The sequence below is a fragment of the Streptomyces sp. ISL-12 genome (genome assembly GCF_018614415.1).
Lineage (GTDB): Bacteria > Actinomycetota > Actinomycetes > Streptomycetales > Streptomycetaceae > Streptomyces.
On record NZ_JAGGOO010000020.1, the window covers coordinates 52,600 to 77,289 of the forward strand.

The 24,690-nt window shown below is 71.7% G+C and carries 25 protein-coding genes; 14 read left to right on the forward strand and 11 right to left on the reverse strand.

Going from position 1 to position 24,690, the window contains the following annotated elements:
• Nucleotides 1-23 precede the first annotated feature (23 nt).
• From J7I94_RS05985 to J7I94_RS06015, 7 genes are all read left to right on the forward strand, one after another.
• On the forward strand, nucleotides 24-575 hold the full coding sequence (locus J7I94_RS05985; protein WP_215165680.1) for a F0F1 ATP synthase subunit B: 552 nt from the start codon (nucleotides 24-26) through the stop codon (nucleotides 573-575).
• On the forward strand, nucleotides 572-1,387 hold the full coding sequence (locus J7I94_RS05990; protein ID WP_215165681.1) for a F0F1 ATP synthase subunit delta: 816 nt from the start codon (nucleotides 572-574) through the stop codon (nucleotides 1,385-1,387). Before J7I94_RS05985 ends, J7I94_RS05990 begins: the two co-directional genes overlap by 4 nt.
• A gap of 153 nt (nucleotides 1,388-1,540) precedes the next feature.
• Nucleotides 1,541-3,133: a F0F1 ATP synthase subunit alpha gene (atpA, locus tag J7I94_RS05995; RefSeq protein WP_215165683.1), complete on the forward strand. Its 1,593-nt coding sequence runs from the start codon at nucleotides 1,541-1,543 to the stop codon at nucleotides 3,131-3,133.
• A 21-nt stretch (nucleotides 3,134-3,154) separates the two neighbouring features.
• Complete coding sequence (locus tag J7I94_RS06000) at nucleotides 3,155-4,072, forward strand: F0F1 ATP synthase subunit gamma (protein ID WP_215165685.1); 918 nt, start codon at nucleotides 3,155-3,157, stop codon at nucleotides 4,070-4,072.
• Nucleotides 4,072-5,508 (forward strand): F0F1 ATP synthase subunit beta, encoded by a 1,437-nt coding sequence (atpD, locus tag J7I94_RS06005; protein WP_215165686.1) that lies wholly within the window; start codon nucleotides 4,072-4,074, stop codon nucleotides 5,506-5,508. Before J7I94_RS06000 ends, atpD begins: the two co-directional genes overlap by 1 nt.
• Before the next feature lie 122 nt (nucleotides 5,509-5,630).
• Nucleotides 5,631-6,005, forward strand: a complete 375-nt coding sequence (locus tag J7I94_RS06010) for a F0F1 ATP synthase subunit epsilon (RefSeq protein ID WP_189414930.1) — start codon at nucleotides 5,631-5,633, stop codon at nucleotides 6,003-6,005.
• Between the two features lie 128 nt (nucleotides 6,006-6,133).
• Nucleotides 6,134-6,580 carry a DUF2550 domain-containing protein gene (locus J7I94_RS06015; RefSeq protein WP_215165687.1) on the forward strand — a complete coding sequence of 149 codons (447 nt, stop codon included), beginning with the start codon at nucleotides 6,134-6,136 and terminating at the stop codon, nucleotides 6,578-6,580.
• Between the two features lie 60 nt (nucleotides 6,581-6,640).
• Here the strand turns inward: J7I94_RS06015 and J7I94_RS06020 are convergent, their stop codons facing one another.
• The 3 genes from J7I94_RS06020 to J7I94_RS06030 all read right to left on the reverse strand — a co-directional run bounded on the left by J7I94_RS06020 (nucleotide 6,641) and on the right by J7I94_RS06030 (nucleotide 10,424).
• Nucleotides 6,641-8,467 (reverse strand): glycoside hydrolase family 18 chitinase, encoded by a 1,827-nt coding sequence (locus tag J7I94_RS06020; protein WP_215165688.1) that lies wholly within the window; start codon nucleotides 8,465-8,467, stop codon nucleotides 6,641-6,643.
• Nucleotides 8,468-8,601: 134 nt separating this feature from the next.
• A complete protein-coding gene (locus J7I94_RS06025) occupies nucleotides 8,602-9,252 on the reverse strand; it encodes a response regulator transcription factor (protein ID WP_215165689.1) in 651 nt (216 codons plus the stop codon).
• Nucleotides 9,249-10,424, reverse strand: coding sequence for a sensor histidine kinase (locus J7I94_RS06030; protein WP_215165690.1), 1,176 nt, complete (start codon nucleotides 10,422-10,424; stop codon nucleotides 9,249-9,251). Before J7I94_RS06030 ends, J7I94_RS06025 begins: the two co-directional genes overlap by 4 nt.
• A gap of 153 nt (nucleotides 10,425-10,577) precedes the next feature.
• On the opposite strand from J7I94_RS06030, the gene J7I94_RS06035 reads away from it, so the two are divergent.
• Nucleotides 10,578-11,144, forward strand: coding sequence for a hypothetical protein (locus J7I94_RS06035; protein ID WP_215165691.1), 567 nt, complete (start codon nucleotides 10,578-10,580; stop codon nucleotides 11,142-11,144).
• On the opposite strand, the gene J7I94_RS06040 is transcribed toward J7I94_RS06035, so the two are convergent.
• Genes J7I94_RS06040 through J7I94_RS06050 form a run of 3 tightly spaced genes read right to left on the reverse strand, consistent with a single transcriptional unit; the run spans nucleotide 11,145 to nucleotide 13,291 of the window.
• Entirely contained in the window at nucleotides 11,145-11,717 is a 573-nt protein-coding gene (locus tag J7I94_RS06040) for a cob(I)yrinic acid a,c-diamide adenosyltransferase (protein ID WP_215165692.1), read from the reverse strand.
• A gap of 13 nt (nucleotides 11,718-11,730) precedes the next feature.
• Nucleotides 11,731-12,480, reverse strand: a complete 750-nt coding sequence (locus J7I94_RS06045; RefSeq protein WP_215165693.1) for an ABC transporter permease — start codon at nucleotides 12,478-12,480, stop codon at nucleotides 11,731-11,733.
• Between the two features lie 25 nt (nucleotides 12,481-12,505).
• Nucleotides 12,506-13,291 (reverse strand): ABC transporter ATP-binding protein, encoded by a 786-nt coding sequence (locus J7I94_RS06050; protein ID WP_215165694.1) that lies wholly within the window; start codon nucleotides 13,289-13,291, stop codon nucleotides 12,506-12,508.
• Nucleotides 13,292-13,371: 80 nt separating this feature from the next.
• Here J7I94_RS06050 and J7I94_RS06055 point away from each other — a divergent pair, with 80 nt between their 5' ends.
• The 4 genes from J7I94_RS06055 (at nucleotide 13,372) to J7I94_RS06070 (ending at nucleotide 18,426) form a co-directional block, all read left to right on the forward strand.
• A complete protein-coding gene (locus J7I94_RS06055; protein WP_215165696.1) occupies nucleotides 13,372-14,013 on the forward strand; it encodes a TetR/AcrR family transcriptional regulator in 642 nt (213 codons plus the stop codon).
• Nucleotides 14,014-14,137: 124 nt separating this feature from the next.
• Complete coding sequence (locus J7I94_RS06060) at nucleotides 14,138-14,986, forward strand: 3-hydroxyacyl-CoA dehydrogenase family protein (protein WP_215165698.1); 849 nt, start codon at nucleotides 14,138-14,140, stop codon at nucleotides 14,984-14,986.
• A 184-nt stretch (nucleotides 14,987-15,170) separates the two neighbouring features.
• Complete coding sequence (locus tag J7I94_RS06065; protein WP_215165699.1) at nucleotides 15,171-15,494, forward strand: STAS domain-containing protein; 324 nt, start codon at nucleotides 15,171-15,173, stop codon at nucleotides 15,492-15,494.
• 277 nt (nucleotides 15,495-15,771) lie between these two features.
• Nucleotides 15,772-18,426: an ATP-binding protein gene (locus tag J7I94_RS06070; protein WP_215165701.1), complete on the forward strand. Its 2,655-nt coding sequence runs from the start codon at nucleotides 15,772-15,774 to the stop codon at nucleotides 18,424-18,426.
• A gap of 71 nt (nucleotides 18,427-18,497) precedes the next feature.
• Here the strand turns inward: J7I94_RS06070 and nucS are convergent, their stop codons facing one another.
• Nucleotides 18,498-19,169 (reverse strand): endonuclease NucS, encoded by a 672-nt coding sequence (gene nucS / locus J7I94_RS06075; RefSeq protein WP_215165704.1) that lies wholly within the window; start codon nucleotides 19,167-19,169, stop codon nucleotides 18,498-18,500.
• A gap of 291 nt (nucleotides 19,170-19,460) precedes the next feature.
• Here nucS and J7I94_RS06080 point away from each other — a divergent pair, with 291 nt between their 5' ends.
• Complete coding sequence (locus J7I94_RS06080; RefSeq protein WP_215165705.1) at nucleotides 19,461-19,853, forward strand: SCO5389 family protein; 393 nt, start codon at nucleotides 19,461-19,463, stop codon at nucleotides 19,851-19,853.
• A gap of 76 nt (nucleotides 19,854-19,929) precedes the next feature.
• On the opposite strand, the gene J7I94_RS06085 is transcribed toward J7I94_RS06080, so the two are convergent.
• The gene (locus tag J7I94_RS06085; RefSeq protein WP_215165706.1) at nucleotides 19,930-20,958 is read right to left on the reverse strand and encodes an LLM class flavin-dependent oxidoreductase; all 1,029 of its coding nucleotides are present in this window, start codon (nucleotides 20,956-20,958) and stop codon (nucleotides 19,930-19,932) included.
• Nucleotides 20,959-21,316: 358 nt separating this feature from the next.
• Here J7I94_RS06085 and J7I94_RS06090 point away from each other — a divergent pair, with 358 nt between their 5' ends.
• A complete protein-coding gene (locus tag J7I94_RS06090) occupies nucleotides 21,317-21,649 on the forward strand; it encodes an ATP/GTP-binding protein (protein WP_215165707.1) in 333 nt (110 codons plus the stop codon).
• 15 nt (nucleotides 21,650-21,664) lie between these two features.
• Here the strand turns inward: J7I94_RS06090 and J7I94_RS06095 are convergent, their stop codons facing one another.
• From J7I94_RS06095 to J7I94_RS06105, 3 genes are all read right to left on the reverse strand, one after another.
• Entirely contained in the window at nucleotides 21,665-22,528 is an 864-nt protein-coding gene (locus J7I94_RS06095; protein ID WP_215165708.1) for an ABC transporter permease subunit, read from the reverse strand.
• Complete coding sequence (locus J7I94_RS06100; protein WP_215165709.1) at nucleotides 22,525-23,796, reverse strand: ABC transporter ATP-binding protein; 1,272 nt, start codon at nucleotides 23,794-23,796, stop codon at nucleotides 22,525-22,527. The genes J7I94_RS06095 and J7I94_RS06100 overlap by 4 nt, the downstream gene beginning before the upstream one ends.
• Nucleotides 23,797-23,919: 123 nt before the next feature.
• On the reverse strand, nucleotides 23,920-24,690 hold the full coding sequence (locus tag J7I94_RS06105; RefSeq protein ID WP_215165710.1) for an ABC transporter permease: 771 nt from the start codon (nucleotides 24,688-24,690) through the stop codon (nucleotides 23,920-23,922).

Genomic DNA, 24,690 nt, shown 5'->3' on the forward strand with positions numbered 1-24,690 from the left:
CTCTTTCGACGAAAGGCACTGATGTGAACCCCGCCCTGGTTTTCCTGGCGGCTGAGGGTGAGAAGGAGAACCCCCTCATCCCGCCGTGGCCGGAGCTCGTCATCGGCCTGATCGCCTTCGTCATCGTCTTCGGCTTCCTCGCCAAGAAGCTCCTCCCGAACATCAACAAGGTTCTGGACGAGCGTCGTGAGGCCATCGAGGGCGGTATCGAGAAGGCCGAGGCCGCGCAGACCGAGGCCCAGAGCGTCCTCGAGCAGTACAAGGCCCAGCTGGCCGAGGCCCGGCACGAGGCCGCGCGCCTGCGCCAGGAGGCGCAGGAGCAGGGCGCCACGCTCATCGCCGAGATGCGCGCGGAAGGCCAGCGGCAGCGTGAGGAGATCATCGCCGCCGGTCACGCCCAGATCGAGGCCGACCGCAAGGCCGCCGCGTCCGCGCTGCGGCAGGACGTCGGCAAGCTCGCCACGGAGCTGGCCGGCAAGCTGGTCGGCGAGTCCCTGGAGGACCACGCCCGCCAGAGCCGCGTCATCGACCGCTTCCTCGATGACCTCGAGGAGAAGGCAGAGGCGACCCGATGAACGGAGCGAGCCGCGAGGCCCTGGCCGCCGCACGCGAGCGTCTCGACGCGCTGACGGACTCCACGTCCGTGGACGCCGGCTCGCTCGCCGACGAGCTGGCCTCCGTCACCGCGCTGCTCCACCGCGAGGTGGGCCTGCGCCGGGTCCTCACCGACCCGGCGCAGACCGGCGAGGCCAAGGCCCAGCTCGTGCAGCGCCTCCTCGGCACCCAGGTCAGCGGCACCGCCGCCGACCTGGTGTCCGGCCTGGTGCGCTCCCGCTGGTCGCAGTCGCGCGACCTGGTGGACGCCCTGGAGGAACTGGCGGACACCGCCGACCTCACCGCCGCGGAGAAGAACGGCACCCTCGACGACGTCGAGGACGAGCTGTTCCGGTTCGGGCGGATCGTCTCCTCCAGCACGGAGCTGCGGGCCGCGCTGACCGACCGCAAGGCCACCGCCCCGGCCAAGGCCGCGCTGCTGCGCAGCCTGCTCGGGGGCCGGGCCAAGCCGGTCACGGAACGGCTGGTCACGCGCCTTGTGACCGCGGCGCGAGGACGTAGCCTGGAGACGGGCCTCGAGTCCCTGTCCAAGCTCGCCGCCGAACGCCGTAACCGCATGGTCGCCGTCGTCACCTCGGCGGTCCCGCTGAGCGACCCGCAGAAGCAGCGCCTCGGCGCCGCCCTCGCGAAGCTCTACGGCCGCCCGATGCACCTCAACCTCGACGTGGACCCCGGGGTCGTCGGCGGGATCCAGGTGCAGGTCGGTGACGAGGTCATCAACGGCTCCATCGCGGACCGCCTCGCCGAGGCCGGCCGCCGCCTGGCGGGCTGAACAGCAACTTCATAGCAGTACCAGCAGTACGAGCAGTACGTACGTGTACCTACGGCCCGGTTGGGCCGTGCAGAGGATTCACCTCTTTCGGGGGGGAGTCCCCATCCCCCCAAAGTGAAACTTCGGGCCCAACAAGGAGAGCAGGGAACCCAGATGGCGGAGCTCACGATCCGGCCGGAGGAGATCCGGGACGCACTGGAGACCTTCGTCCAGTCGTACAAGCCGGACGCGGCCTCGCGCGAGGAGGTCGGTACGGTCACCCTTGCCGGCGACGGCATCGCGAGGGTCGAGGGTCTTCCCTCGGCCATGGCCAACGAACTGCTGAAGTTCGAGGACGGCACCCTCGGCCTCGCGCTCAACCTCGAAGAGCGCGAGATCGGTGCCATCGTCCTCGGTGAGTTCAGCGGCATCGAGGAGGGCCAGCCGGTCACCCGCACCGGAGAGGTCCTCTCCGTCGCGGTCGGCGAGGGCTACCTCGGCCGCGTGGTCGACCCCCTCGGCAACCCGATCGACGGCCTCGGCGAGATCGAGACGTCCGGTCGCCGCGCCCTCGAACTGCAGGCCCCCACGGTCATGCAGCGCAAGTCGGTGCACGAGCCGATGGAGACCGGCTACAAGGCCGTCGACGCCATGACGCCGGTCGGCCGCGGCCAGCGTCAGCTGATCATCGGCGACCGCCAGACCGGCAAGACCGCCCTGGCCGTCGACACGATCATCAACCAGCGCGACAACTGGCGCTCGGGCGACCCGAAGAAGCAGGTCCGCTGCATCTACGTCGCCATCGGCCAGAAGGGCTCCACCATCGCGTCGGTCCGCCGCGCGCTGGAGGAGAACGGCGCGCTGGAGTACACGACCATCGTCGCCGCCCCGGCCTCCGACCCGGCCGGCTTCAAGTACCTCGCGCCGTACACCGGCTCGGCCATCGGCCAGCAGTGGATGTACGAGGGCAAGCACGTCCTGATCATCTTCGACGACCTGTCGAAGCAGGCCGACGCCTACCGCGCCGTCTCCCTGCTGCTGCGCCGCCCGCCGGGCCGCGAGGCCTACCCGGGTGACGTCTTCTACCTGCACTCCCGTCTGCTGGAGCGCTGCGCCAAGCTCTCCGACGACATGGGCGCGGGTTCGATGACCGGTCTGCCGATCGTCGAGACCAAGGCCAACGACGTCTCGGCGTTCATCCCGACCAACGTCATCTCCATCACCGACGGCCAGTGCTTCCTGGAGTCGGACCTCTTCAACGCCGGTCAGCGCCCCGCGCTGAACGTCGGTATCTCCGTCTCCCGAGTCGGTGGTTCCGCGCAGCACAAGGCGATGAAGCAGGTCTCCGGCCGGCTCCGCGTGGACCTCGCCCAGTTCCGTGAGCTGGAGGCGTTCGCCGCCTTCGGTTCCGACCTGGACGCCGCGTCCAAGGCGCAGCTGGAGCGCGGCCAGCGCATGGTCGAGCTGCTCAAGCAGAACCAGTACGAGCCGATGTCCACCGAGGACCAGGTCGTCTCCGTCTGGGCCGGCACCACCGGCCGCATGGACGACGTGCCGGTCGCCGACATCCGCCGCTTCGAGAAGGAGCTCCTGGAGTACCTGCACCGCAAGGAGCAGGGCCTCATGACCTCCATCCGCGAGGGCGGCAAGATGTCGGACGACACCCTGCAGGCCGTCGGCGACGCCGTCGCGGCGTTCAAGAAGCAGTTCGAGACCTCGGACGGCAAGCTGCTCGGCGAGGACGCTCCGGCCGCCTCCGCCAAGTGACGTAAGGAAGGGACCTGACTCATGGGAGCCCAGCTCCGGGTCTACAAGCGTCGCATCCGATCCGTCACCGCGACCAAGAAGATCACGAAGGCGATGGAGATGATCGCCGCCTCGCGCGTCGTCAAGGCGCAGCGCAAGGTGGCGGCCTCCACGCCGTACGCGACCGAGCTGACGCGCGCGGTCACGGCGGTCGGTACGGGTTCGAACACCAAGCACCCGCTGACCACCCAGGCCGAGACGGTCACCCGTTCCGCGGTGCTGCTGCTGACGAGCGACCGCGGGCTGGCCGGTGCCTTCAACTCCAACGCCATCAAGCAGGCGGAGCAGCTCACCGAGCGGCTGGAGCGCGAAGGCAAGGAGGTCGTCGTCTACATCGTCGGCCGCCGGGGTGTCGCCCACTACAACTTCCGTGAGCGCGCCGTCGCGGAGTCGTTCACCGGCTTCACCGACGAGCCGTCGTACGCGGACGCCAAGAAGGTCGCGGCACCGCTGATCGAGGCCATCGAGAAGGACACCGCGGACGGCGGCGTGGACGAACTCCACATCGTCTACACGGAGTTCGTCTCGATGATGACGCAGACGGCGGTCGGCAGCCAGCTGCTGCCGCTGCGCCTCGACGAGGTGGCCGAGAAGCCGAACGCGAAGGACGAGATCCTTCCGCTGTACGACTTCGAGCCGTCGGCCGAGGACGTCCTCGACGCCCTGCTGCCGCGGTACGTCGAGAGCCGTATCTACAACGCGCTGCTCCAGTCGGCCGCTTCGAAGCACGCCGCCACGCGGCGCGCGATGAAGTCGGCAACCGACAACGCGGGCGAGCTGATCAACACGCTCTCCCGACTTGCCAACGCGGCCCGCCAGGCCGAAATCACCCAGGAAATCAGCGAGATCGTCGGTGGCGCCAGCGCCCTGGCCGACGCGACCGCGGGGAGTGACAAGTAATGACGACCACTGTTGAGACGGCCGTTGCCACGGGCCGCGTCGCCCGGGTCATCGGCCCGGTCGTCGACGTGGAGTTCCCCGTCGACGCGATGCCGGAGATCTACAACGCCCTCCACGTCGAGATCGCCGACCCGGCGAACGCCGGCGAGAAGAAGACGCTGACCCTGGAGGTCGCCCAGCACCTGGGTGACGGCCTGGTCCGCACCATCTCCATGCAGCCCACCGACGGCCTGGTCCGCCAGGCCCCGGTCACCGACACGGGCACGGGCATCAGCGTCCCGGTCGGCGACTTCACCAAGGGCAAGGTGTTCAACACCCTCGGTGAGGTGCTGAACACCGACGAGAAGTACACGGGCGAGCGCTGGTCCATCCACCGCAAGGCCCCCAACTTCGACGAGCTCGAGTCGAAGACCGAGATGTTCGAGACCGGCGTCAAGGTCATCGACCTGCTGACCCCGTACGTCAAGGGCGGCAAGATCGGTCTGTTCGGCGGCGCCGGCGTCGGCAAGACGGTGCTCATCCAGGAGATGATCTACCGCGTCGCCAACAACCACGACGGTGTCTCCGTGTTCGCCGGTGTCGGTGAGCGCACCCGTGAGGGCAACGACCTCATCGACGAGATGAGCGAGTCGGGCGTCATCGACAAGACCGCGCTGGTCTTCGGTCAGATGGACGAGCCGCCGGGCACCCGTCTGCGCGTCGCGCTGGCCGGCCTGACCATGGCCGAGTACTTCCGTGACGTCCAGAAGCAGGACGTGCTGTTCTTCATCGACAACATCTTCCGCTTCACGCAGGCCGGCTCCGAGGTCTCGACCCTGCTCGGCCGCATGCCCTCCGCGGTGGGCTACCAGCCGAACCTGGCCGACGAGATGGGCCTCCTCCAGGAGCGCATCACCTCGACCCGCGGTCACTCGATCACCTCGATGCAGGCGATCTACGTCCCCGCGGACGACCTGACCGACCCGGCCCCGGCCACCACCTTCGCCCACCTCGACGCGACGACGGTGCTCTCCCGTCCGATCTCGGAGAAGGGCATCTACCCGGCCGTGGACCCGCTGGACTCCACGTCCCGCATCCTGGACCCGCGCTACATCGCGCAGGACCACTACCAGTGCGCGATGCGCGTCAAGGGGATCCTGCAGAAGTACAAGGACCTCCAGGACATCATCGCGATCCTCGGTATCGACGAGCTCGGCGAGGAGGACAAGCTGGTCGTCCAGCGTGCCCGCCGCGTGGAGCGCTTCCTGTCCCAGAACACCCACGTCGCCAAGCAGTTCACCGGCGTGGACGGCTCCGACGTGCCGCTGGACGAGTCGATCGCCGCGTTCAACGCGATCTGCGACGGTGAGTACGACCACTTCCCCGAGCAGGCGTTCTTCATGTGCGGCGGTATCGAGGACCTGAAGAAGAACGCGAAGGAGCTGGGCGTCTCCTGACCCCGGCTGCCGCGTGAGTGAACGAGTGAGGGGGCGGGCGCGTCCCGCCCCCTCACTCACGCCCCTTAGACTTGTAACCAACACCCGGCACACCCGCCGGGTGGTGACCCGAGGAGCCACCCTTGGCTGCTGAGCTGCACGTCGCGCTGGTCGCGGCCGACCGAGAGGTCTGGTCCGGCGAGGCCACCCTGGTCGTCGCGCGCACCACGTCCGGCGACATCGGCGTCATGCCCGGTCACCAGCCGCTGCTCGGTGTGCTGGAGTCGGGCCCGGTGACCATCCGTACGAGTGACGGCGGGACCGTCGTCGCGGCGGTGCACGGCGGTTTCATCTCGTTCGCCGACGACAAGCTGTCGCTGCTGGCCGAGATCGCCGAACTGTCGGACGAGATCGACGTCCAGCGCGCGGAGCGGGAACTGGAGCGCGCCAAGGCGGAGGGCGACGCCTCCGCCGAGCGCCGCGCGGACGTCCGACTGCGGGCGGCGTCGGCGCGCTGAACCTGGGCGCCGTGCTATGACGTGACTCAGCCGCGGCTGGGACCGGAGCGATCCGGACCCGGCCGCGGCTGAGGCAGATGTGGATGTTTTTACGTTCCGTTACCTAGGAGACGAGGAGGTCGGTGCCGGTGGTCCTCGCTCTGACTGTGTGCGGAATCGTCATCGCCGTCGTGGTGGTGGGACTCTTCGTCTTCGGCCTGCGCCGCCGGCTGATCCAGCGCTCGGGCGGCACCTTCGACTGCTCCCTGCGCTGGGACGCCCCCGAAGAGGGCGGCGGCGACGGCAAGGGCTGGGCCTACGGCGTCTGCCGCTACAACGGTGACCGTGTGGAGTGGTACCGCGTCTTCTCGTACTCCCCCCGTCCGCGCCGTGTCCTGGAACGCGGCTCGATCGAGGTGGCGGGCCGCCGCCTCCCCGACGGGGAGGAGGAGCTGGCCCTGCTCTCCGACGCCGTGGTCCTCGCGTGCGTGCACCGGGGGACACGGCTGGAACTGGCGATGAGCGAAGACGCGCTGACCGGGTTCCTCGCGTGGCTGGAGGCAGCCCCGCCCGGTCAGCGAGTGAATGTGGCGTAGCCACATTCACTCTCCCCCGGACGAAGTCTGGGGGAGCGTCAACGTCGCTTAGCAGGTCTTTTACTGGAGTCCGCTGTTGATCGCGCTCACCAGTTCGCCGTTGTTCGTGTCGCCGCTGAACTCCCAGAAGAACGCGCCGCCCAGCCCCTGGTTCTTGGCCCAGGTCATCTTCCCGGCGATCGTCGACGGGGTGTCGTAGGACCACCACTGGGTGCCGCAGTGCGCGTACGCCGTGCCGGCGACGGTGCCGGTGGCCGGGCAGGAGTTCTTCAGGACCTTGTAGTCCTCGATGCCGGCCTCGTAGGTGCCGGGGGCCGCGCCCGTCGCCGTGCCACCGGGGGCGGACTGGGTGACGCCGGTCCAGCCGCGGCCGTAGAAGCCGATGCCGAGCAGCAGCTTGCCCGCCGGGACGCCCTTGGCCTTGAGCTTGGCGATCGCGTCCGCGCTGTTGAAGCCGGCGGTCGGGATGCCGGAGTACGAGGTCAGCGGGGAGTGCGGGGCGGTCGGGCCGGTGGTGGCCCAGGCGCCGAAGTAGTCGTAGGTCATCACGTTGTACCAGTCGAGGTACTGCGCGGCGCCGCCGTAGTCGGCCGCGTCCAGCTTGCCGCCGGAGGAGCCGTCACCGGTGATCGCGGCGGTGATCAGGTAGTCGTCGCCGAACTCGGAGCGCAGCGCCCCGGTGAGGTTCTTGAAGGCCGCGGCGCCCGAGGTGTCGCAGGTCAGGCCGCAGGCGTTCGGGTACTCCCAGTCGATGTCGATGCCGTCGAAGACATCGGCCCAGCGCGGGTCCTCCATGACGGCCTTGCAGGACGCGGCGAACGCGGCCGGGTTCTGCGCGGCCTGCCCGAAGCCGCCGGAGTAGGTCCAGCCGCCGAAGGAGTACAGGATCTTGATGTGCGGGTACTTCGCCTTCAGCTGCCGCAGCTGGTTGAAGTTGCCGCGCAGCGGCTGGTCCCAGGTGTCGGCGGTGCCGCTGACGGACTGGTCGGCGGTGTAGGACTTCTCGTACGCGGCGAAGGTGTCGTCGACCGTGCACTGGCCGTTCTTGACGTTGCCGAACGCGTAGTTGATGTGGGTGATCTTCTCGGCGGAGCCGGAGGTCACCAGGTTCTTGACGTGGTAGTTGCGGCCGTAGACGCCCCACTCGGTGAAGTAGCCGAGGTTGATCTTGCCGGCCGGGGTGCCCGGGTCGGTGGAGCCGCCGCCGGTGGTGGTGACCTTGACCGAGCCGCTGGCCGGGCCGGTCTGTTCGGCGGTGTCGCGCGCCTGGACGCTGTACGAGTAGGCGGTGCCCTTGGTGAGGCCGGTGTCGCTGTAGGTGGTGCCCGTCACCGTGGCGACTTTAGCGCCGTCGCGCAGGACGTCGTAGTTCTTGATCCCCTTGTCGTCGGTCGCCGCCGACCAGGACAGTTTCACCGAGGTGTCGGTGATGTCCGAGGCGGTGGGGGTGCCGGGGGCGGAGGGAGCGGCGTCGCCCGGGACGGAGGTGCCGTCGCAGGAGCCGCCGTTGAGCTTGCAGCCGGTGGGCGAGCCGGTGCCGGAGCCGTTGAAGCCGAAGGAGACCGAGGCGCCGGGGGCGAGGGTGCCGTTCCAGGACTTGTTCTTGGCGGTCCAGTGGGTGCCGGAGGAGGTGACGTCGGCGTCCCAGGCGGAGGTGACGGCGGTGCCGGAGGGGAAGTCCCACTCGACGGTCCAGGAGCTGAGGGAGGTGGTGCCGGTGTTCTTCACCGTCCACTTGCCCTCGAAGCCGGTGCCCCAGTCCGAGGCCTTGGTGTAGGTGGCGGTCGCGGCGGTGGCCGCCTGGGCGGGGGCGGCGAGGGCGACGAGTCCGGTGAGGGGGAGTGCGAGGGTCGCGAGCAGGGCCGCGGCTCTGTGTCTGAAGCGCACGTGCGCCTCCCTTGTATGGGGGATGTCGTGGGCATGCCTGACCGACAGGCCCGCAGTGCCGCGAGAATAGAAAGGTCTGGACCATAGGTCAATAGGTCTGGACCACTGCTCGGCCCGGCTGCCGACGGGCGGTGCTACACCCCCAACTCCTGCGCCAGCACCGCCGCTTGCACCCTGCTGCGCAGCCCCAGCTTCGCCAGCAACCGGCTGACGTGCGTCTTCACCGTCGCCTCCGCCATGTCGAGGCGGTCCGCGATCGCCGCGTTGGACAGCCCCTCGCCGAGGCAGGACAGCACCTCGCGCTCCCGCCGGGTCAACTGGTCGAGGACCGCCGGGTCGGCCCCGCTCCCGCGGACCGGCTTCGCGGCGAACTCCGCGATCAGCCGCCGGGTGACCGCCGGGGCGACGACGCCCTCGCCGGCGGCCACCGTGCGCACGGCGGTGATCAGGTCCGCCGCCTCCGTGTTCTTCAGCAGGAACCCGGCGGCGCCCGCGCGCAGCGCCCCGAACACGTACTCGTCCAGGTCGAAGGTGGTCAGCACCAGGACGTCGGCCAGCCCCTCGGCGACCACCTGACGGGTCGCCGCCACCCCGTCGAGCCGCGGCATCTGCACGTCCATCAGGACCACGTCCGGCCGCAGTTCACGGGCGAGGGCCACCGCCCGCTCGCCGTCGGCGGCCTCGCCGGCCACCTCGATGTCGGGGGCGCTGCCCAGGATGAGCACCAGGCCGGCGCGCACGGCGGACTGGTCTTCTGCGACGAGGACCCTGATGGGACGGATCATGAGGATGCTCCCTGATCGAGGGGAAGGGCGGCGCGTACGGTCCACAGCGCGCCGTCGGGGCCGGCGTCGAAGGTGCCGCCCAGCAGCGCGGCCCGCTCCCGCATGCCGACCAGCCCGGCACCGGAGCCGGGGGCGCGCGGGGCGCCGGGGTCGCCGTAGGGGCTGGTCACCCGGACGTGCAGGGCGCCGTCGGCGCGGGTGAGGGAGACGCGTACGGGGCCCTTCGCCGCGTGCTTGAGCGCGTTGGTGAGCGACTCCTGCACGATCCGGTACGCCGCCAGCTCGACCGGCGCGGGCAGGTCCGTGCCGTGGGCCGCGTCGAGGGTGACGTCCAGGCCGTTGGCGTGGGCGCCGTCCACCAGGGCGCCGAGGCCGTCCAGGGTCGGGGCGGCGGACGGCTCGGTGTCGCCGCCGGTGTCCCGCAGGATGCCGATCAGCCGCCGCATCTCCGAGAGGCCCTCGACGCTGTTCTCCCGGATCACGCCGAGCGCCTGCCGGGTGGTGGCCGGGTCGTCCAGGGAGAGCGCGGCCGTGGAGTGGATGGCGATGGCGGACAGGTGGTTGGCGACCATGTCGTGCAACTCCCGCGCCATCCGCGCGCGTTCCGCGGACACCGCCTGGACCCGGTCCATCTCCGCCAGCAGCGCGGTCTGTTCGGCGCGCAGCCGGGCGGCGTCGGCGGCCTCCCGGTGGTTGCGCACGATCAGGCCGGTGGAGGCGGGGGCGAAGGTGACGACCCCGACCGCCACCCCGACCAGCAGCGCCTCGGGCACCCGCCACACCGCGAACGGCACGACCGTGGCCGCCACCGTCAGCAGCCCCGCGATCCACGGGACGCGGCGGGCGGTGGCCGGGCTGCCGTACAGCACGACGGCGTAGCCGAGGTCGGTGTACATCAGCAGCGTGATCAGGCTGCCCTGGGTCATCGTGTCCAGCACCAGGGCGGCCGTGCCGATCAGGACGGCGGTGCGCGGCGCGGCCCGGCGCAGCAGCTCGCAGCCCGCGGTGACGGCGAGCGGGAGCAGCAGCGGCCAACGGCCGTCGAACAGCACGATCGGGTCGTCGGCCGGTCGCACGCCCAGCCCGATGGCCCACAGCAGCACCCCGCCGAGCAGGCCGCCGGCCGCGACGTACACGTCGAAGCGGTGCGGGCGGGGGAGTCGTACGGCCATGGCACCCATCCAACACGGCGGGCGCGGCCCCCGCCTGCTCCCCGCGGACGTTCCCGGGCTGCATCTTTCGATGTACGGGAGGTTCGTCACCGGCGACGACGCCCCGGGCCGCCGGGCGCGGAAGCCTGGAGGGGTGACCGAGAGGAACCCACCATGATCGTCACTCTGATCATCATCTGCGAGATCGGCTTCTGGGTACTGCTGGCGGCCGGGCTGGCCACCCGCTACCTGCTGCGGATGGAGCGCACCGGCCTCGCCCTGCTGCTGTGCGAGCCGCTCCTGGAGGTCGTGCTGCTGGTCGTCACCGCGCTCGACCTGAAGAACGGCGCCGACCCGAACTGGACCCACGGGCTGGCCGCGCTGTACATCGGCTACACCGTCGGCCACGGCCACCGCACGGTGAAGTGGCTCGACGGCCACGCGGCCCACCGCTTCGACGGCCGCCCGCTGCCGCGGCCCCCGCGCTACGGCATGGCCCGCGCCGCGCACGAGGGCAAGGTGTGGCTCGGCACGCTGGTCGCCGCGGCCGTCGCGACCGGCCTGCTCCAGCTCGCCATGTGGTACGTCGGCGACCCGTCCCGCACCACCTCCCTGGAGAGCTGGCAGTACACGGCCTGGCGGGTGGCCGGCATCCACGGCCTGATCGCGCTGAGCTACGCGATCTGGCCGAAGAAGGCGCCCGCGGGCACGGCCCTGGAGAAGGAGCGGGCCGGCCGCTGACTACCGCTCCCCGCCCGGCACCCACAGCACGTCCCCGACCTCCTTGTTGGCGTACCGCGCCAGGATGAACAGGAGGTCGGAGAGGCGGTTGAGGTAGGTGGCGGTGAGCGGGTTCATCGTCTCGCCGTGCGCCTCCAGCGCGGCCCACGTCGAGCGCTCGGCCCGCCGGACCACCGTGCACGCCTGGTGCAGCAGGGCCGCGCCGGGCGTGCCGCCGGGCAGGATGAAGGAGCGCAGCTTCTCCAGCTCGGCGAGGAAGCGGTCGCAGTCCGCCTCCAGCCGGTCGACGTAGAACTGCTCCACCCTGAGCGGCGGGTACTCCGGCTCCTCGACCACCGGCGTCGACAGGTCCGCGCCCACGTCGAACAGGTCGTTCTGGACCCGTACGAGGACCTTGACGACCTCCTCCTCCAGCGCCCCGAGCGCGATCGCCGTGCCGAGCACCGCGTTGGCCTCGTTGGCGTCGGCGTACGCGGCGATCCTGAGGTCGGTCTTGGGCACGCGGCTCATGTCCCCGAGGGCGGTGGTGCCCCGGTCGCCGGTCCTGGTGTAGATGCGCGTCAGGTTGACCATGCGCCCAGCGTAGTTACGCGGCGTCCGCGCGGAAGACACGCGTGCCCGCCGCCACGGCCAGCGCGGCGAAGGCGACGGCGACCAGGGTGCCGTAGAGCATGGGCGCGGTGGTGTAGGAGCCGACGTAGGCGTCCCGCAGGGCGTCCACCAGATAGCGCAGCGGCATCAGGCGGGACAGGACGTCCAGCCAGACCGGGCCCAGCGCCATCGGCAGCATCAGACCGGACAGCAGCATCGACGGCATGGTCAGCGCGTTGACCACCGGCCCGAACTCCTGCGGGGTCCGCACCCTCATCGCCAGCGCGTACGACAGGGAGGCCAGCGCGACCGTGAGCAGCCCGACGAACGCGAAGCCGATCAGCACGCCGGGCAGCGGGGCCCGCAGCCCCATCAGCAGCGCGGCCAGCACCAGCAGCACCGCCTGGAAGACGAAGACGGTGGCGTCCCGCAGCACCCGGCCGAGCAGCAGCGCCAGCCGGCTCACCGGCGTGACCCGCATCCGGTCGATCACACCCGCGTTCTTCTCCAGGACCACCATGAACCCTGCGAACGAGGCGCCGAAGAGCGCGAGTTGCAGCAGCAGCCCGGGGACCAGCACCTGCCAGGAACTGCCCCGCCCGCCCAGCGGCAGGCCGGTCAGCAGCGGGCCGAAGAACAGCAGGTACAGCAGCGGCATCAGCACACCGAAGAGCAGCGCGAAACGCGAGCGCAGCGACTGGCGGGCGTAGCGGCCGTAGACGAGAGCGGTGTCGTGCACAAGCATGAGCGGTCCTTGTGAGGCTCGGGCCCTATACGGCTACGGGGGCGGGGTCGGAGGGGGCGGCGGGGCCGCGGCCGGTGACGGCGAGGAAGGTGTCCTGGAGCGAGGCGTCGAGCGACCCCCCGTACTCCAGCTTCAGCGCGCCCGGGGTGCCCTCGGCGGCGACCACGCCCCGGTCGACGATGACCAGGCGGTCGGAGAGGGCGTCGGCCTCGTCGAGGTAGTGGGTGGTCAGGAAGACGGTGGTGCCGTGCTCGTCGCGCAGCCGGCGGACCAGGTCCCACAGGCCGGCCCGGCTGCCGGGGTCGAGGCCGGTGGTGGGCTCGTCGAGGAAGAGCACCTTCGGGCGGTGGGTGAGCGCCATCGCGATGTCCAGGCGCCTGCGCTGGCCGCCGGAGAGCGCGCCGCACTTGCGGTCGAGCAGGCCGGTCAGGTCCAGGTCGCGGGCGAGTTCCCGGGCGCGCTCGGCCGCCCGCGCCTTGGGCAGGCGGTAGAAGCGGCCCTGGGTGACCAGCTCCTCGCGGACCGAGATCTGCGGGTCGACGCCGCCGGACTGGGCCACGTAGCCGCAGGCCGCGCGGACCCCGGCCGGGTCGCCGGCCAGGTCGTGCCCGGCGACGGTGGCCGCGCCGCCGGTCGGGGCCAGCAGCGTGGTCAGCATCCGCAGGGTGGTGGTCTTGCCGGCGCCGTTGGGGCCGAGGAAGCCGAGGATCTCCCCTTCGCGGACGGTCAGGTCGATGCCGCGCACGGCCTCGACGGGGCCCTGCTTGGTGCGGAAGGTACGGGCCAGTCCGGCCGTACTGATGATTGCCATGACCCACAGAAAAACAGAGAGCGCCCAATTTTGCAATGACACCAAGTTTTCATCGGCTCCAGCGAAGCTAGGATGGGGGTGTGGCCGAGGGACTCAGGGAACGGAAGAAGCGGCAGACCAGGCAGTACATCTCCGATGTCGCCACAGGTCTGTTCCTGGCGCGCGGCTTCGACGCCGTCACGGTCGCGGAGGTGGCGCGGGCCGCCGATGTCTCCGTCAACACCGTGTACAACTACTTCCCCGCCAAGGAGGACCTCTTCCTCGACCGCTCCCAGGGCGTGATCGACCGGCTCGCGCGCTGGGTGCGCGGCCGGCGCGCCGGTGAGTCGGCCGCCGCCGCCGTCCTGCGCGAGCTGCGCGAGGAGGTCGAGTCGGTCTCGCCGCGCATCGGCCTGATGGCCGGGTACGCCGAGTTCATGCGGGTCATCGAGGACTCGCCCGCGCTGCGGTCGCGGCTGTGGGCGATCGGCCAGGAGGTCCTGGGCACCCTGGAGCGGGAGTTGCGCGAGGAGACCGGCGCCCCGGACGACGACCCGCTCCCGTCCCTGATGGCCGGTCAGATCAACTGGCTGCACGGCACCCTGATGGCCGCCGTCGGACAGCGCATGCTGGCCGGCGGCACCCCAGCCGCGGTCTCCCGCGAGATGCTGCTGCTCCTCGACGAGATGGAGGAGCTGTTGAGCGAGAAGGTGCTCAACTACGCCGTACGGGGCGCCGGGTGACCCACCTCGGTGTGATGTCCGTCATGTGAGACGTGACGCGCGTTACTTACCGGTCACAGGCCCCCTCCCGCCCGCTAATGTCCGCCGGAGACACACAAAGACCCGTATCCAGGGGAGTCGCACAGTGGCACGGAAGCTCGCCGTCATCGGAGCCGGCCTCATGGGGTCCGGTATCGCCCAGGTCTCCGCCCAGGCGGGCTGGGACGTCGTCCTGCGCGACGTCACCGACGAGGCGCTGCGGCGCGGCACCGACTCCATCAAGGCGTCGTACGACAAGTTCGTCGCCAAGGGGAAGCTGGAGGCGCACGACGCCGACGCCGCCCTCGCCCGGATCACCGCGACCACCGAGCTGGAGGCGGTCGCCGACGCGGACGTCGTCGTCGAGGCCGTCTTCGAGAAGCTGGACGTCAAGCACGAGATCTTCCGCGCGCTGGACAAGCTGGCGAAGGACGAGGCGATCCTCGCCTCCAACACCTCCGCCATCCCGATCACCAAGATCGCCGCCGTGACGGACCGGCCGGAGCGCGTCGTCGGCACGCACTTCTTCTCGCCGGTGCCGATGATGCGGCTGTGCGAGCTGGTGCGCGGCTACAAGACGAGCGACGAAACCCTGGCCACCGCACGGGAGTTCACCGAGTCGACGGGCAAGACCTGCATCGTCGTCAACCGGGACGTCGCCGGGTTCGTGACCACCCGGCTCATCTCCGCCCTCGTCGTCGAGGCCGCCAAGCTCCACGAGTCCGGCGTCGCCACCGCCGAGGACATCGACCTCGCCTGCCAGCTGGGCTTCGGCCACGCCATGGGCCCCCTGGCCACCGCCGACCTGACCGGCGTGGACATCCTGCTGCACGCCACGAGCAACATCTACACCGAGTCGCAGGACGAGAAGTTCGCCCCGCCGGAGTCGATGCGCCGGATGGTGGACGCCGGTGACATCGGACGCAAGAGCGGGCAGGGCTTCTACAAGCACTGAGACCGCACCCGCTCCGGCAGACGTCACACGCCGGAGTGAATTCGGTATCGGTTGGCTCACGAGTGGCAACCGCCGGGCGTTGCACACAGTCAGAGGGTGCATCACCCTCACCGCACACCGGGCACACCGACCACCGGCACGAAACCACACCGCGGAGCACGAGACGCACGCACGGGGAGCGCATATGCACATCAGGGGCGACCACGCCGAGCTGGCCGTCGGGGGCCGCCTCGACGTCCGCAGCGCGGCGGACGCCCGTACGGCCCTGCACTCGGCCGTCGACGACGGGGCCGGCGACCTGGTGCTCGACCTGTCCGAACTGGACTCCTGGGACGCCACCGGACTCGGCGTGATCATGGGCGTCCACCGGCGGGCCGGCCGCTGCGGCCGGCGCCTGGTGCTGCGCGACGTACCGCCGCAGATGCAGCGCCTGCTGGTGGCCACCCGGCTGCACCGCATCCTGGCGATCGAGGGCGGCATCGGGGTGGAGACCCTGCCCAGGGTGTGACCCGACGGGCCGACGGGACCCGAGAGCCGGGCGAGACCGGACAGCCCCCGCCGAACCGCACGACACACCCAATCCTCACGAGACTGTGACGTCTCGGACGGCGCGGCACCCCGGACTGTCGGAGATACTGGACTACGGTTTAGGGTCTGGCTGCCCGCTGTCTCGACGACCCACTGGCGGGCCCGGACCAGAAGCGACAGCGCGGTGTGCGGCAAGGCCGGGAGGGTGGTCCCGACCGGTGACCGAAGCACACGACGCTTTTGGGGGGCTTGAACCTATGGACCCGAACACCCGGGGACCTGCGGAGTACGGCCAGGACGGCGACGGCGACGCGCCGCGCCCGCGCCCGCCCAGGGACCCCCTCACACCCGACTTCGGCCAGGCGGCGCCCGCGCTGGCCCGCACGGTGCAGCTGGTCTCCGGCGACTTCCTGCTCACCGTCAACCCCGTCGACGGCAGCGAGATCGAGGTCTGCCCGCCGGGCGAGCGCCCCGCCCGCCCGCAGAAGCTGACCGCCACCGAACGCGCCGAGGTGGAACGCGCCACCCGGCCCCCCGTCCCGCCCGGCCCGGCACTGCCCGCGCTGCCGCTGCTGGCCCGCCAGGACGAGCAGGACCGCCTGGTGCGCCTGCTGGCCCGCGGCCGCTCCGTCCGCCTCACCGGCCCCGGCGGCTCCGGCCGCACCAGCCTCCTCGACCGCGTCGCCGAGGACTGCGCCGACCTCGCCCCCGACGGCGTGGTCCGCCTCAGCGGCTTCCACCGCTCGGCCGACGACCTGCTCCACGACCTCTTCCACGCCGTCTACCGCGCCCCCCTGCACCGCCCCTCCCGTGCGGAACTGCTCGACCACGTCCGGGAGATCGGCGCGGTCGTCGTCCTGGACGACGTCGAGTTCGGCGGCGCCGCGCTCGACGACCTGCTGAACGCCACCCCCGAGTGCGCCTTCCTGCTCTCCGCCACCCCCGAGGTGGCGGCCCCCTCCGCCGACGCGGCCGTCGAGGAGGTCTTCCTCACCGGCCTCGACCGCTCCGACGGCGTCGCCCTGCTGGAGCGCGCCGCCGGCCGGCCCCTCACCGAGGAGGAGGCCAACTGGGCCGGCGACCTCTGGTTCGAGTCCGAGGGCCTGCCGCTGCGCTTCGTCCAGGCCGGCGCCCTGCTGCGCCGCCGCGACCGGCTGAGGGCCGGCGCCGGCACCGCCGACGAGTTCGGCGTCCGCGCCGACGCCGCCCCCGAGGACGCGGTGCCGCACGCCGCGGACGCCGCCGACGACGTACCGTTGCCGTCCCTCGGGGAGGCCGCCGCGCCCGCGCCGCTGCTCGCCTCCACGCTCAGCGGCTCCGCCCGCGCCGCCCTGGAGTTCGCCGTCGCCCTCGGCGGCGAGGTGCCGCACCAGGCGCACCTGCCCGCGCTGGCCGGCGACACCCACGCGGACGCCGCCCTCGGCGAGCTGGCCGCCTGCGGCCTGGTCTCGCCGGTCGGCTCCCGCTACCGGCTCGCCGCCGGGGTGCTGACCCAGCTGGAGGCCGCCGGATACGGCGACGCCGCCGACGGGCGGCTCCTGGAGGCGGCCCGGCACTACGCCTGGTGGTCCGGACACCCCTCGGTCACCCCGGAGCGGGTCTGCGCCGAGGCCGACGCCGTGCTGGCCGCCCTGGCCGTGCTCGCGCCGGCCGCGACCCCGCCCGCCGAGGACCCCGAGACCGGCGAGGCCGAGGAGGACCCGGCCGTACGGCTGGCCCGCGCGGCGGCGCCCGCGTTCGCCGCCGGACTGCACTGGAGCGCCTGGGAGCGGGCGCTGCGCTCCGGCAGCGAGGCCAGCCGGCTCGCCGGTGACGTCGTCGAACAGGCCTACTTCCACCACGAGCTGGGCGTCCTCGCGCTCTGCGAGGACCAGCTCGACCGGGCCCGCGCCGAACTGGAGGCGTCCGTCGCGCTGCGCGGCGCCGCCGCCGACCGGCGCGGCACCGTGGCCGGCCGCCGCGCCCTCGCCCTGGTCGCCGACCGCTCCGGCGACACCCCGGGCCTCGGCGCCGTCGGCCTGTCCGCCGCCGGGGCCGGGGCCGGGGGGATCGGCGCCGCCGCGACCGCGTACGGCCCGACGGCGGGCGAGGAGGTGCCCGACGCCCGGCACGAGGAGTCGGCGTCGCCGCCCGCCGGTGTCCCGGCGCCTTTCCCGCCGCTCCAGCCGACCCCGCAGTCCCCGACCGTGGTCACCCGCAGCGCCTCGGCCGCGGGCCGTTCCTCGCTGGGCCCGTCCCGCAAGGCCGGGGGCGGCATCAAGGGCTTCGCCCGGCGCAACCTGGTCGCGGCCGGCGCCAGCGCCCTGCTCGTCGCGGTGCTCGGCACGGTCGTCACCCTCGGCGCCACCTCCAACGGCGACGGCACCGACCCCTCGGACCAGGTCGGCGTCAACCCGTCCGCCAGCCAGGGCGTCGACGACGGCGGCCTGGGCGCCGACCGGCCCGAGGACGACGGCGGCAACGGCGCGGGGGAGCCCGGCGCGGCCGGCGCCGGCACCACCGACCCCGGCCCGGACGGCACCCCCGGCACCTCCGACGACCCGTCGCCCACGGGCACCGGGACCCCGTCGGACGACCCGAGCGGCTCCCGCGGGCCGAGCGACCCGGACGACTCGGACGACCCGTCGACCACCGGGCCGCCGGACACCTCCGAGCCCCCGGACACGTCGGAGCCCCCGGACACCTCCGAGCCGCCGGACACGTCGGAGCCCCCGGACACCTCCGAGCCGCCGGACACCTCCGAGCCGCCGACGGAGACCTCGGACCCGCCGACCGAGACGTCCCCGGAGACGTCCGACTCGGCCAGCGGGCCCACGACCACCACCAGCGCCTCCACGAGCGGTTCGGCGAGCGCGCCGCAGTCCAGTGCGAGCGGTACGCGGCCGGGGTCGGTGTCGCCGCGGATCATCTGAGGCGGACATGGCGGACATGGCGGAGGGCCGGGACCCACAGGGGTCCCGGCCCTCGGTCGTACCGCCTCGGTTCAGAACAGCCGCAGCTTGTCGTCCTCGATGCCGCGCAGCGCGTTGTAGTCCAGCACCTGGCAGCCGATGCCGCGGTCGGTGGCCAGCACCCGGGCCTGCGGCTTGATCTCCTGGGCGGCGAAGACACCGCGCACCGGGGCGAGGTGGGGATCGCGGTTCAGCAGATCGAGGTAACGGGTGAGCTGCTCGACGCCGTCGATCTCGCCGCGCCGCTTGATCTCCACGGCGACGGTCTGCCCGTCGGCGTCCCGGCACAGGATGTCCACCGGTCCGATGGCCGTCGGGTACTCGCGGCGGATCAGGGTGTAGCCCTCGCCGAGGGTCTCGATGCGGTCGGCGAGCAGTTCCTGGAGGTGCGCTTCCACGCCGTCCTTGATCAGGCCGGGATCGACGCCCAGTTCGTGCGAGGAGTCGTGGAGGATCTCCTCCATCGTGATGATGAGCTTCTCACCTGTCTTGTTGACGACGGTCCACACGCCCGCCTCGTCGCCGGTCCCCTCCTTCAGGACGCACGGCGGCGACATCCAGTTCAGGGGCTTGTAGGCCCGGTCGTCGGCGTGGATCGAGACGCTGCCGTCCGCCTTGACCAGGATCAGGCGGGGAGCCGAGGGCAGGTGCGCGGTGAGCCGCCCGGCGTAGTCCACGGAGCAGCGGGCAATGACGAGACGCATGGTCGGCAACGCTACTCGACCCGCCCGCCCCGGCGCGATTCGCACCCTGGGACGGCACCGCCCGGCGCGATCACGGTCCGTCCCACTTCTCCCATAAGCCCCATCTTGCGCACTGGCCGATTGTGTGCCTACGGCAATCGGCGCATCCGGCCATTCTCCTGGTGCGGCCCGGTCGGGGTGCTTACGGTATTCAACGGGAGGTCGCGAGTCGCGTACACAGCGTGTTCGTTGTCGCGGACTCCCTTTACTGTCCGGCAACCCCTGCTGGTCGGGGGTGCGAGAGGAGTACTCATGTCGCTCGACGTCTCACCGGCCCTACTCGAACAGGCCGAGCGAGGCGAGGTTGACGAAGCGGACTTCGTCGACTGCGTCCGGACCTCCCTGCCCTACGCGTGGGAGATGATCAGCTCCCTGGTGGCACAGCTGAAGGTCGACGGCGGAGAGTTCGCCGACAACCAGACGCCTCCGCCGGACGAGCAGGCACGCGGCCAGTTGCTGCGTGTGCTCGCGAGTGACGCGATACGCGGCGCCCTGCAGCGGCACTTCGGCGTCCGGCTGGCCTTCCAGAACTGCCACCGGGTGGCGGTCTTCCCGACCGATCCCTCGGTCGACGACACGCTGGCCCGCTTCACCTCGGTGCGCAACCAGTTGCTGAACCAGTCGCCCGAACTGCGCGACTGCTGACGCCGGTGATCGTCTGCTTGCCGCTCCGCACGCGGGAGGTGCGGTTGTACCGGAGCGGCAAGCTCTCCGCGGCCGGTCAGCGGAGCTGGGGGAGCACCTCCGCGCCGAGCCGCCGTACGTTCTCCTCGGTGGCCGCGAGGTCGCCGGTGCCCTCCACCAGCAGGGCGAAGCGGTCCACGCCGGTGCGCTCGCTGGTCGCCGTGAGCCGGTCGGCGCACAGCCGGGGGGTGCCGACCGGGTGCAGGCCGCAGAGCAGTTCGGTGTAGGCCAGCGGGTCGCGCATCCGCCGGGGGCGGCCGTCCACCGTGACGTGGGCGTCGAGCCCCTGCCGCAGCCAGCCCGGCATCGCCTTCGCCAGCGCCTCCGAGGCGTCGGCGCGCCGGTCGGCGATCTGGCAGACGCCGGCCGAGACGTGGGCGGCCGACCGGATCTCCTCGGCGGACCGGCCGGCCGCCCGCGCGTGCCGCCGCCACAGGGCGATCATCTCGGCCTTCTCCTCGTCGCCGACGTGCATCCCGAGCAGCATCGGCAGCGCTCGCTCGGCGGCCAGGCGGACGCTCGCCGGTGAGGTGCAGGCGACGACGACCTCGGGCCCGGCGGTCTCCGTGAGCGCCTCCGACGTCCGCGGGACGACCGGCACCGCACGGAACCGGAAACGTTCCCCTATGGCCTCGACCGTCGGTTCCCGCAGCCAGCGCAGCAGCAGGTCGAGGGATTCCGGGAACCCCTTCTCGTACGCCTCCAGGCCCGCGCCGAAGACCTCCAGGTCGACCCAGGGTCCGCCGCGGCCCACGCCCAGCGAGAACCGGCCACCGCTGGTCAGGTGGAGCAGCGCGGCCTGCTCGCCGAGGGCCACGGGGTGGGCCGTGGGCAGTACGCTGACCGCCGTGCCGACCCTGAGGCGGCGGGTGCGGCCGAGCAGCAGCGCGGCCAGGGTCACCGCCGACGGGCAGGTGCCGTACGGCACGAAGTGGTGCTCGGCGAGCCAGGCCGTGTCCAGCCCCGCCTCCTCCGCGACCTCGGCCGAGCGGACCGCCCGGTGCAGCGCCTCCCCCTGGCCCTGCCCCGGGAACTGGGCCGCCAGCACGAAACTTCCTACGCGCATTGCCTTTTCCTGCTTCCTTGGCTCCGACACGGAGCTCCCCCACAGGGCATAACCGCCTGACACGTGCCGAGGACACGGCCGGGCGAGAAGGATTTGCGGATTGTCTGCCGAATAGGCCGTCGGCGGGCCGTCAGGGGACCGCCGGCAGGCCGTTCAGCGGACCGTCCGCAGGCCTTCAGCGGACCGCCGGCAGGCCGTCGAACGGGCCGTCCGGCAGGCCGCCGGTGACCCCTGCGGCGCCCGTGACGCCCCGTGCGCGGATCTCCCGCCGCCCCGGGCGCCGTACGCGTACCCCTTGTCGCGCCCGCGTAGGCTGGTCACGGCCCGTACTTCCCTGTATAGACCCGTGAGGTGTCCTGTGTCCCCGCGTCGCAACCGACCCAAGGGAGCCGGTTCGTCCGGCCGCAGCGCCGAGGACGACCGTCCCGGCCGCTACGGCGGGTGGCAGTCCGCCGAGAGCTGGCAGGGCGAGGACTGGTACGTGCGGCACGTGGCGGGCGCGAGCGCGCAGGGCAAGTCCTACCGCTGCCCCGGCTGCGACCAGATGATCCCGGACGGAGTCCCGCACGTGGTGGCCTGGCCCGACCACGCGGGCGTCGACGACCGCCGGCACTGGCACAAGTCCTGCTGGAACGCGAAGGACCGCCGCACCACACGGGTGCGGCGGTCCCGGAGCGCGCCGCGGTTCTGACACCCTGACGCAGGCTCAGACGTCCCGCCGCTCCAGCAGCGCGAAGGCGGCGCCGTAGACCGCGGCCGTGATGCCGAGGATGATCCACAGCGGCTCCCAGCCCGACGGGCCGGAGTCCGACAGCGAGTTGGCGTAGAAGATGCTGAGCTGGTTCGGGATCGAGTACTCCAGCAGGAACCCCTGCACCTTGTTCAGCGACTCCGAGAACATGAACATCGCGATCACCAGCGGCGCCAGCAGCAGGCCGATCATGACGGTGATGGCGCCCGCCGAGTGGCGGATGATCGAGCCGACGGCGAGCGAGAGCAGGCCGAGCAGCGCCATGTAGAGGGAGACGCCGACGGTGGCCTTGAGCCAGTCCTGGCCGGTGGGCCCCTCCGCTCCGTCCAGCATGGCCACGTGCGCGAAGGCGACGAGCGTGACGGAGACCAGCGTCACCACGAACGAGATCAGGAAGAACACCAGGCCCTTGGCGGCCAGCACCCGCCCGCGGCTGGGGCAGGCGGTCATGGTGGTCCGGATCAGGCCGGTGCCGTACTCCGACGCCGTGGTCAGCACGCCGAGCGTCATCAGGCACATGCTGCCGAGCAACAGGCCGAAGAAGCCCAGCTGCAGCGGGTCGCTGCCGGCCACGTCGGCCTCGGTGCCGGCCACCACCGCGCCGACCAGCAGGCCGATGCCGACCACCAGCAGGACGAAGACGCCGAGCGTCCACAGCGTCGAGCGCACCGACCGGATCTTCGTCCACTCGGAGGCGACGGCGTGCATCAGGTTGGTGCGCACGACCGGGATGGGAGAGGTGTAACCGGCGTACGCCGGACCGGGCGCCGCCCACCGGTCGGGTGCGGCCTGCGGCATCGGGGGCTGGGGCGTGCTCATCGGGCGTCCTCGGGCTCGGTCGGGGAGGGAGTGGGAGAGGAGGCGGGGGCGGGGGCGGGAGGGGGAGAAGAGGGAGCGGGGGCGGGAGCGGGCGCCGGGGCCGCGGACTGCCCCGGGACCTGGCCGGGGGCCGCCTGCGGTGCCGTCTGCGCGTACGGGTTGGCCGGCGGCGCGGCGGGCGCCCCCGGTCCGCCGTACGGGCCCTGGGGACTCTGCGCGGGGGGTGCGAACGGCTGCCCGCCCTGCTGGGGCGGCGGCGGGGCGTACCAGCCGGGCTGGCCCTGTCCGGGCACCGGCATCGGCGGCTGCGCGCCGGGCGGCAGGGGCTGCTGGAGCCCGGCCTTCTCGTCGACGGTCGAGCGGTAGTCGACGGCGCCCTGCGTCATCCGCATGTACGCCTCCTCCAGCGACGCCTGGTGCGGCGACAGCTCCCACAGCCGTACGCCGGCCTCGTGCGCGAGGTCGCTGATCCGGGGGAGCGGCAGTCCGGTCACCCGCAGCGCGCCGTCCTGTTCCGGCAGCACGTGGCCGCCCGCCTCGGTGAGCGCCGAGGAGAGCTTCTCGCGCAGCTGGCGTTCGGTGTCGGGGGTGCGGACTCGGGCGAAGCCGGCGGAGTTGGCCGAGATGAAGTCCTTCACGCTCATGTCGGCCATCAGCTGTCCGCGCCCGATGACGATCAGGTGGTCGGCGGTCAGCGCCATCTCGCTCATCAGGTGACTCGACACGAACACCGTGCGGCCCTCGGCGGCGAGCGCCTTCATCAGGTTGCGCACCCAGAGGATGCCCTCGGGGTCGAGGCCGTTGACCGGCTCGTCGAAGAGCAGCACCTGGGGGTCGCCGAGCAGGGCCGCGGCGATGCCGAGCCGCTGGCCCATGCCGAGGGAGAAGCCCTTGGAGCGCCGCCTGGCGACGTCCTGGAGGCCGACCACGCCGAGCACCTCGTCCACCCGGCGGGCCGGGATGCCGGAGAGCTGGGCGAGGCTGAGCAGGTGGTTGCGGGCGGCCCGGCCGCCGTGCACGGCCTTGGCGTCGAGGAGGGCGCCGACCTGGCGAGGGGCGTTGGGCAGCTTGCGGTAGGGGAACCCACCGATCGTCACGTGTCCCGCGGTGGGGTTGTCCAGGCCGAGGATCATCCGCATGGTCGTCGACTTGCCCGAGCCGTTGGGCCCGAGGAAGCCGGTGACAGTGCCGGGACGTACCTGGAAGGACAGGTTGTACACAGCGGTCTTGTCGCCGTAGCGCTTGGTCAGGCCGACAGCCTCGATCATGCTCCGCACCCATCGAAAGGATCAGGACAGCGGGGCGCACGCCCCCGTAAGAGTTAGGAGCTTATCCAGGCGCTGACGGTTCCGTTCACATCCGGGCGGATCAGGTCGCCCCGCGGTCCCTGCTCAGGCGTCCCGTCGCTTCAGCACCACGTATCCGCCGATGAGGGCCGCGATCACCCAGAGCACCATGATGCCGAGGCCGCCCCACGGACCGTAGGGGGTGTCGTCGTCGAGCGGCGGGACCACCTGCATGATCTTGCTGCCGGCCTGGTCCGGCAGGAACTGCCCGACCTTCTTCGTCACGTCGACGCTGCCCAGGATGTTGGAGATGAGGAAGAAGAACGGCATCAGGATGCCCAGCGACAGCATCGGTGAGCGCAGCATCGCCGCGACGCCCATGGAGAACACCGCGATCAGCGTCATGTAGAGGCCGCCGCCGATCACCGCGCGCAGCACCCCGTCGTCGCCGATGGACGTGCTCAGGTCACCCAGCATCGCCTGGCCGAGGAAGAAGGCGGCGAAGCTGGTGGCCATGGAGACCAGCAGGGCGAGCAGGGTGGCGACCACGATCTTGCTGGCCAGGAAGGTGCCGCGCTGGGGCACGGCGGCCAGTGAGGTGCGGATCATGCCGCTGCTGTACTCGTTGGCCACCACCAGCACCCCGAAGACGATCATCGCGAGCTGGCCCAGGCTCATGCCGGCGAAGCTGATGAACGTCGGGTCGAAGGTGAGCCGGTCCTGCTCGTTCATGTTGTCGAACTGGCTCTTCGACAACGCCGAGATCAGCATGCCGAGGGCGATGGTGACGACCACGGCCAGCCCCAGCGTCCACACGGTGGACGCCACCGACCGGATCTTGGTCCACTCCGAGCGGACCACCTGCGTCGCCGCCAT

Bases quoted from the DNA above. Each gene is read 5' to 3' on its own strand.
- atpD (WP_215165686.1), top strand. From the start codon at position 4,072: ATGACGACCACTGTTGAGACGGCCGTTGCCACGGGCCGCGTCGCCCGG.
- J7I94_RS06105 (WP_215165710.1), bottom strand. From the start codon at position 24,690: ATGGCGGCGACGCAGGTGGTCCGCTCGGAGTGGACCAAGATCCGGTCG.
- J7I94_RS06095 (WP_215165708.1), bottom strand. From the start codon at position 22,528: ATGAGCACGCCCCAGCCCCCGATGCCGCAGGCCGCACCCGACCGGTGG.
- J7I94_RS06035 (WP_215165691.1), top strand. From the start codon at position 10,578: ATGATCGTCACTCTGATCATCATCTGCGAGATCGGCTTCTGGGTACTG.
- J7I94_RS06000 (WP_215165685.1), top strand. From the start codon at position 3,155: ATGGGAGCCCAGCTCCGGGTCTACAAGCGTCGCATCCGATCCGTCACC.
- J7I94_RS06080 (WP_215165705.1), top strand. From the start codon at position 19,461: ATGTCGCTCGACGTCTCACCGGCCCTACTCGAACAGGCCGAGCGAGGC.
- J7I94_RS06085 (WP_215165706.1), bottom strand. From the start codon at position 20,958: ATGCGCGTAGGAAGTTTCGTGCTGGCGGCCCAGTTCCCGGGGCAGGGC.
- J7I94_RS06025 (WP_215165689.1), bottom strand. From the start codon at position 9,252: ATGATCCGTCCCATCAGGGTCCTCGTCGCAGAAGACCAGTCCGCCGTG.
- J7I94_RS06100 (WP_215165709.1), bottom strand. From the start codon at position 23,796: ATGATCGAGGCTGTCGGCCTGACCAAGCGCTACGGCGACAAGACCGCT.
- J7I94_RS06045 (WP_215165693.1), bottom strand. From the start codon at position 12,480: ATGCTTGTGCACGACACCGCTCTCGTCTACGGCCGCTACGCCCGCCAG.
- J7I94_RS05990 (WP_215165681.1), top strand. From the start codon at position 572: ATGAACGGAGCGAGCCGCGAGGCCCTGGCCGCCGCACGCGAGCGTCTC.
- J7I94_RS06030 (WP_215165690.1), bottom strand. From the start codon at position 10,424: ATGGCCGTACGACTCCCCCGCCCGCACCGCTTCGACGTGTACGTCGCG.
- atpA (WP_215165683.1), top strand. From the start codon at position 1,541: ATGGCGGAGCTCACGATCCGGCCGGAGGAGATCCGGGACGCACTGGAG.
- J7I94_RS06040 (WP_215165692.1), bottom strand. From the start codon at position 11,717: ATGGTCAACCTGACGCGCATCTACACCAGGACCGGCGACCGGGGCACC.
- J7I94_RS06050 (WP_215165694.1), bottom strand. From the start codon at position 13,291: ATGGCAATCATCAGTACGGCCGGACTGGCCCGTACCTTCCGCACCAAG.
- J7I94_RS06070 (WP_215165701.1), top strand. From the start codon at position 15,772: ATGGACCCGAACACCCGGGGACCTGCGGAGTACGGCCAGGACGGCGAC.
- nucS (WP_215165704.1), bottom strand. From the start codon at position 19,169: ATGCGTCTCGTCATTGCCCGCTGCTCCGTGGACTACGCCGGGCGGCTC.
- J7I94_RS06065 (WP_215165699.1), top strand. From the start codon at position 15,171: ATGCACATCAGGGGCGACCACGCCGAGCTGGCCGTCGGGGGCCGCCTC.